Below are 4,212 nucleotides of genomic sequence, written 5' to 3'. Positions count from 1 at the left end.
CGGCGCTGCCGCCCGACCGGCCGTGGCGCGGCCTGTTCGCCGGCATCGGCGGCGGCGGCATCGTCACCGCCGGGGCGATCGTCGCCCAGGCGGCGCATCTGGACGGCGCCGCCGTCTCGACCCTCGACTTCACCGGCATGGCGCAGAAGAACGGCGCCGTCGTCTCGCATGTGCAGATCGGCCGGGGCGACGAACTCGACGTCGTGCGCATCCCGGCCGAGGGCGCGGACGTGATGATCGCCGCCGACCTCGCCGTCGCCGCCGGCCCCGACGTGCTCGGGCGCGTGCGCGGCTCCGGCGCGGTGGTGGGCAATCTCGACCTCGCCGCCACCGCCGCCTTCAAGCACGACGCGACCCTGCCGATCGACGCCGCCCTGCATCGCCGCGCGATCGAACGGCAGGCGCGCGGCAACGCCCATGTCTGGCTGCACGGCGAGCGTCTGGCCGAGCGTCTGTTCGGCAACGCGCAGGCGATGAACACCCTGCTCATCGGCCTCGCGTGGCAGCGCGGTCTGCTGCCGGTCAGCCAGGAGGCGCTGATGGCCGCGATCGAGCTGAACGGCGCCGCCGTGGCGATGAACCGCCGCGCCTTTCTCTGGGGCCGGATTCTTGCCGCCCGGCCCGAGATGGCGGACGAAATCCTTGCCGACCATCCGGTGCTGACGCCGCCGCAGGCCCTGGACGCGCTGATCGACGCCCGCGCCGAACACCTCCGCGCCTGGGGCGGCCGGCGCTGGGCCCGCCTCTACCGCGCCCGCGTAACCGCTGCCTCGGCGGCCGAGACCCGCGCGCTCGGCCGCGCCGGCCGCTTCACCCGCGCCGCCGCCGAGGGATGGTTCCGGGCGATGAGCTACAAGGACGAGTACGAGGTCGCCCGCCTGCACGCCGCCGCCGCCGCGTCCGGCGAGTATGATCGCGCCGCCCGCCCGCGCTTCCACATGGCCCCGCCCCTGCTGACCCGCGCCGATCCGGCGACCGGCCGGCGGCGCAAGATAGCGGTGCCCGGCTGGCTCGCTTTGCCGCTGTTCGGTGTCCTGCGCCACGGCCGCGTGCTGCGCGGCACCCCGCTCGACCCGTTCGGGCGGCAGGAGGACCGGCGGATGGAGCGCGCCATGATCGACACCTACGCCGCCGACATGGACTGCGCCTGCGCAGCCCTCCGGCCGGAGACCGTCGATGCCGCCGTCGCCCTCGCCGGCTGGCCCGACACGGTGCGCGGCTTCGGCCCGGTCAAGCTCGCCGCCCGCCGCCGGGCGGAGGAGACGCGCGCGGGGCTTCTCGCCGCCCTCGATCGGCCGATACTGTCCTCCGCCGCCTGACCGCCGGAAGAGGCAGGCGGGAGCGGCACGACGGGAGAGAGACATGCTGGACAGCACTTCGGGCGCCGACACGCTGGTCGTGGAGATGGCGCAGCGCTTCGCGCAGGAACGCCTCGCCCCGCAGGCCGCCGCCCGCGAAAAGGCCGGGCGGATCGAGCCGGAGATCATCGCCGAGATGGGCGAACTCGGCTTCCTCGGCGCCACCACCCCGGCGGAGTGGGGCGGCTCGGAGCTGGACGCCGTCACCTACGCCCTGCTGCTGGAGGAAATCGCCGCCGGCGACGGGTCCGTCAGCACGCTGCTGTCGGTGCACAACTCGCCGTCCTGCGCCGTGCTCGCCATGTTCGGCAGCGACGCGCAGAAGGACCGCTTCCTCCGCCCGCTGGCGGCCGGCGAACACGTCGGCAGCTTCGCGCTGACCGAACCCGCCGCCGGCTCCGACGCCTCGGCGCTGCGCACCCGCGCGGTGCGGCGCGGCGACCGTTACGTGATCAACGGCAGCAAGCAGTTCATCTCCTCCGGCGGCATCACCGGCAGCACCATCGTGTTTGCGATGACCGATCCCGCCGCCGGCAAGAAGGGCATGAGCGCCTTCGTCGTGCCCAAGGACACGCAAGGCTATCGCGTCGCCCGCGTCGAGGAGAAGCTCGGGCAGAAGGCGAGCGAGACCTGCGCCCTGTCGTTCGAGGACATGGAGGTGCCGGAGGAGTGGCGCATCGGCGCCGAGGGCGAGGGCTACCGCATCGCGCTGTCCACCCTGGAAAGCGGGCGCATCGGCATCGCCGCGCAGTCGATCGGCATGGCCCGTGCCGCCCTTGAGTACGCCATCGGCTACGCCCGCGACCGCCAGGCCTTCGGCCGCGCGATCGTCGACCACCAGGCCGTCGGCTTCCGCCTCGTGGAGTGCAAGACGAAGCTGGAGGCCGCCCGCCAGCTTACCCTGCACGCCGCCCGCCTGCGCGCCGCGAAGCTGCCCGCGCTGGAAGCCGCCTGCATGGCCAAACTGTTCGCCAGCGAGGCGGCCGAAGCCATCTGCACCGCCGCCATCCAGACCCTCGGCGGGTACGGCTATCTGGCGGACTATCCGGTGGAACGCATCTACCGCGACGTGCGGGTTTGCCAGATCTATGAGGGCACGAGCGACGTGCAGAAGATTATTTTGCAGCGGATGTTGTAGGGCATACAAAATTCAGAGAACACAATAAGAAACTTGTTGCATTAACCTCGAAATAGCTAAAATTGCAATTGATAGTCGGCGTTATGGTTATCAGTGCATACCCCCAGGCCATGAGGCATGAGGCCGGTTTCTATTGTCATTTGGCAATTCAGGATAGTTCCTCTGTCTCCACGCAGAAAGCCTTTAGCTTCTGCTATATTGGAACTTACGTTCGTAATCTGATTACCAAACACAGAGGTATTTGCAGACCCACCTCTATTCAGACTGAAGTAGTTCGTGTTGGCAGATCCGGATCCGAACGACACCGCAGTTTGTTGCCTGATGATGCCAACATATTGTCCCTTAAATTGTTCTCCAGTCGCCGCGTTGAAAGCCTGCATAGAACCAGTGCGATACGCCCGCTCTATCTGGAATTGCAGCATCGTCCCATTCTTCGAATAAATTTGTCCGGGCAACATCTTTGGAAACGCTCCCGCGCAGGCAGCAAAGCAAAATAGCAAGAGCAAGGTGGCATTCCTCATTCGTTACTGCCTCGTAGAACTTTGAAACTCGCGGTTCGGGAGGACTGTGATCGAGAAAGTCGTCAGCTACCGCACGGCGCAGGATAGCTGGCTCCCATTTCCACGAAATAGTCTTCTTCGCTATCGCTTCGCAGATCGTTGCCGACGCTCGCCCGCAGAAGGACGTGCAATGTCGACGTGTCGGGAAGGCTGAAATCCGTCAACTCGGTGTGTTAAGCGGTCGCGTCCCGCCACACGTCGGCAGCCAATGTGCAGTCCAGCGCCGATGTTAACCCTCACCCCGGCGCCGCCAACAGCCCCGGCAGCTCCGCCAGGCTCCGCACCTCATGGTCCGGCGCGCCGGGCAGCCGTTCGCGGCGCTGGCCATAGCGGTTGCACCACACCACGCGCATGCCGAACGCCGAGGCCGCATAGGCGTCCCAGGCGTTGGACGACTGGAACGACACCTCCTCCGCCCGCACGCCGAGCGCGCGCAGACTGTATTCATAGACGCGCGGATCGGTCTTGAAGACCCGCACCGCGTCGACCGACAGCACCGCGTCGAGCAGGACATGCAGCCCGGCGCCGCGCACCACCGCGTCCAGCATCGCGGGCGACCCGTTGGACAGGATCGCGGTCTTGAACCCGGCCGCCCGCAGGTCGCGCAGCGTCGCCGGCACCTCCGGGAAGGCCGACAAGGTCAGATACAGCTCCATCAGCCGGTCGCGCAGCGCGGGTGTCGCGAGGCCGAGGGTGTCGAGCGTGAAATCCAGCGCCTCGCCCGTCACCTGCCAGAAATCGGCATAGCGTCCCTGCAACGACCGCAGCCACGTGTACTGCACCTGCTTGTCCCGCCACAACGCGGTCAGCGCGGCGCGCCGGTCCTCCGGTATGTCCGGACAGCGCGCGGCGGCGGAGGCGAAGTCGAAGATCGTGCCGTACGCATCGAACACGCAGGCGCGGATGCCGGTAAGCCGTGTCATGACTGGTTTCCTCCGATCGAACGGGATGGGTCGGGACCGCCGCGCCGCCGGGGCGACGCACGCGGATTGCAGGCGGCCTGCGCCCTCGGCAGGCTGGCGATCGCCTGATCGGCAACGGCCCGCAGACGCGCCGGATCGGGATCGAGCCGTGCCAGCACGCGCAGGGCGAACACCGCGCCGAGCAGCGCGGTCGCCGTCGCCGCGACGTCCGTATCGGCGGCGAGCGCGCCCGC

4 protein-coding genes and 1 pseudogene are annotated in these 4,212 nt (G+C 68.5%); 2 read left to right on the top strand and 3 right to left on the bottom strand.

What is annotated here, in order from left to right; genetic code table 11:
- Both B8460_RS10510 and B8460_RS10505 read left to right on the top strand, forming a co-directional pair.
- Positions 1-1,319 (top strand): DUF6537 domain-containing protein (locus tag B8460_RS10510; RefSeq protein ID WP_199445609.1); only part of this gene is annotated, 1,319 nt, incomplete at its 5' end.
- Between the two features lie 43 nt (positions 1,320-1,362).
- The gene (locus B8460_RS10505; protein ID WP_048861553.1) at positions 1,363-2,496 is read left to right on the top strand and encodes an acyl-CoA dehydrogenase family protein; all 1,134 of its coding nucleotides are present in this window, start codon (positions 1,363-1,365) and stop codon (positions 2,494-2,496) included.
- A 56-nt stretch (positions 2,497-2,552) separates the two neighbouring features.
- Here the strand turns inward: B8460_RS10505 and B8460_RS20940 are convergent, their stop codons facing one another.
- The 3 genes and pseudogenes from B8460_RS20940 to B8460_RS23400 form a co-directional block, all read right to left on the bottom strand.
- A complete protein-coding gene (locus B8460_RS20940) occupies positions 2,553-3,017 on the bottom strand; it encodes a hypothetical protein (RefSeq protein WP_148360522.1) in 465 nt (154 codons plus the stop codon).
- 275 nt (positions 3,018-3,292) lie between these two features.
- Entirely contained in the window at positions 3,293-3,979 is a 687-nt protein-coding gene (locus B8460_RS10500) for a haloacid dehalogenase type II (protein WP_048861552.1), read from the bottom strand.
- Positions 3,976-4,212, bottom strand: a pseudogene (locus B8460_RS23400) (hypothetical protein); the annotation flags it as partial. The pseudogene B8460_RS23400 and the gene B8460_RS10500, both read right to left, overlap by 4 nt.

The organism is Acidisphaera rubrifaciens HS-AP3 (assembly GCF_000964365.1).
Classification (GTDB): Bacteria; Pseudomonadota; Alphaproteobacteria; order Acetobacterales; family Acetobacteraceae; genus Acidisphaera; species Acidisphaera rubrifaciens.
The sequence above is the reverse complement of the archived record's forward strand: the minus strand, read 5'-3'. Positions and strand labels throughout refer to the sequence as shown.